Origin of the sequence: Gulosibacter sp. 10 (assembly GCF_900163695.1) — a bacterium.
Classification (GTDB): Bacteria; Actinomycetota; Actinomycetes; order Actinomycetales; family Microbacteriaceae; genus Gulosibacter.
This window is the reverse complement of record NZ_FUIC01000013.1, coordinates 1-1,607: the sequence shown is the minus strand read 5'-3', so window position 1 is coordinate 1,607 and position 1,607 is coordinate 1. Positions and strand designations below refer to the sequence as shown.

The 1,607-nt window shown below is 67.7% G+C and carries 1 protein-coding gene; it reads right to left on the bottom strand.

The window, feature by feature from the left end; all coding sequences use genetic code 11:
- Positions 1–36 precede the first annotated feature (36 nt).
- A complete protein-coding gene (locus tag FM112_RS05485) occupies positions 37–1,407 on the bottom strand; it encodes an MFS transporter (protein ID WP_087004703.1) in 1,371 nt (456 codons plus the stop codon).
- Positions 1,408–1,607: the final 200 nt, after the last annotated feature.

Below are 1,607 nucleotides of genomic sequence, written 5' to 3'. Positions count from 1 at the left end.
GGCGCAGGGAGGGGTAAGGAGCGCGGGGCGGCGGGGCTAGCGGCGGGCCTCCTCCTCGCGGTCGACGTCCTCGAGCTGCACGCCCTTGGTCTCGTGCAGCGAGAGGAGCGCGATGATCGAGATCACGATGGTGACGCCGAGGTAGATCGCGATCGGCCACCAGTGCCCGGCCTGCGAGAGCAGGAACGCGGCCACCATCGGCGCGATCGAGCCCGCGATGATCGAGGCCACCTGGTAGGTGAAGCCGGCGCCGGTGTAGCGCATGCGGGTCGGGAACACCTCGGAGAACAGCGCGCCCTGCGGCGCGTAGGCGACGCCCTGCATGCCGATGCCGACCACGAGCGAGGCCGTCACGAGCCAGAAGTTGCCCGTATCCATCGCGGGGAAGAAGGTGACCAGCCAGATGGCGATGCCCGCGTAGCCGATGAGGATCGCGTTCTTGCGACCGAACCGGTCGGAGAGCGAGCCGCCCCACAGCTGCGTGACGATCTGCACCACGTTCGCGATGAACAGCGCCATGAGGATGTCGCCGCGCTCCATGCCGACGGTGGTCGTGGCGTAGGTGATCGAGAACACGATCATGATGTAGTACGAGGTGTTCTCGCCGAGGCGCATGAGGATCGTCTTGACGACGGTGCCCGGGTAGAGGCGGATGACCTCGCGGAGCGAGGCGGCGTTCTGCTGCTCGGTCTCCTGCTTGCGCAGCGCCTCCCGGAACACGGGGGCGTCCTCGATCGTGCGGCGGATCATCCAGCCGATGAAGACGATGAACGCCGACAGCCAGAAGGCCACGCGCCAGCCCCAGGCCATGAAGCTGTCGTCGTCGAGCACGGTCGAGAGCACCAGGATGACGACGGTGGCGAGGATGTTGCCGACGGGCGCGGCGGCCTGCGGGAAGGATGCGTAGAACCCGCGCTTCTCCTTGGGCGAGTGCTCGCTGATGAGCAGCACCGCGCCGCCCCATTCGCCGCCGAGCGCGAAGCCCTGGATGAACCGCAGCAGCACGAGCGCGATGGGCGCGGCGTAGCCCCAGGAGTCGAATCCGGGCAGGCAGCCCATGAGGAAGGTGGAGCCGCCGACGAGCAGCAGCGAGAACTGCAGCAGCTTCTTGCGGCCGTAGCGGTCGCCGAAGTGGCCGAAGACGATGCCGCCGAGCGGGCGGGCGATGAAGCCGACGGCGTAGGTGGAGAACGCCGCGATGATGCCGTCGAGCGGGTTGCCGGTGATGGGGAAGAACAGGGTGCCGAAGACGAGGGTCGCGGCGGTGCCGTAGATGAAGAACTCGTACCACTCGGCGACGGTGCCGGCCATGGAGGCGGCGACGACCTTGCGGATGGGCGAGGTCTTGGGTTTGTCGGCGCCTGCCGTCGCCGTGGGGTCGACGGATGAATCCGTGCGTGAACTCATGTTGATCTCCGTTGATCGCGGATGCTTTCCGGGCCGTCGGTGCGCGGCCCGGGTCAGGACTCCACCGATCATGCCGGGCCCCGAACCCCCGCACATGTGCCTTCTCCCAGAGCTTCCGCCCCGCTCATGTACTTTCCCCCACTCTCTCCCTCCGCGCCTCCTTCGCGCCCCCTTCCATCCCTCCGAATTTTGGCGACGAC